The sequence below is a fragment of the Methanobrevibacter filiformis genome, from assembly GCF_001639265.1.
In the GTDB taxonomy this organism is placed as follows: Archaea; Methanobacteriota; Methanobacteria; order Methanobacteriales; family Methanobacteriaceae; genus Methanacia; species Methanacia filiformis.
In genome coordinates this window covers 1-680 of sequence record NZ_LWMT01000194.1, presented here as the reverse complement: position 1 = coordinate 680, position 680 = coordinate 1, and the positions used below count along the sequence as shown (strand labels likewise).

Annotated in this window: 1 pseudogene; it reads right to left on the bottom strand. The window is 29.1% G+C overall.

Annotation, left to right across the window (positions count from 1 at the left end):
- A pseudogene (locus MBFIL_RS05040) lies at positions 1-680 on the bottom strand (hypothetical protein); the annotation flags it as partial.

Genomic DNA, 680 nt, shown 5'->3' with positions numbered 1-680 from the left:
GTTACCCACGATTTTGTAACTGATTAGTATATTAAGTTTTATGTCGAAGAGAGCTAGAATATAGAATTTTTCTCCATTAATTTTAATATATTGCTCGTCATACCCATAGTTTCCAGAATAAACTATTTTCCGACTGTTTTCACGTTTTAAATTACTGTAAAATTTATTAAGATAGTTGAGAGTGCTTTGTCTGGATGGAAATGCATTATTTACAATTCCATTAAGTAGAGATATGTTATTTAACGATAGATGCGATAGGTAGTTCACCATAATGCCTAATGATTGGACTTTGTTGGTGTAATTACTATTTTTATCAACAAAAGGTTCTAATGGTGTTTGATGTGTTTTTCCACATTTCCTACATTTGTAAATTGTGGATTCTATTTTTTGATTTTTATTCAGATTTCTAAGACCATAATCATGTATTTTAAATGAGTCTGAACCACAACATTCACATTTAAAATCACTATTATCGATGTAACGACATTTAAGACTCCTACCTGTCATTTCTTCCAATGTTTGATGATATATTGGGTCTACACGATTATCTAAATATAATATTTCTTCTTCTATCACAACTCTCTTGGAACCATCAGCATTATATATTTTAACATTCAAATTATTACTTGGAGGAAGTTTGTTTTCTCTTTGCATAGATTTAACTATATTCTTCCTCCATT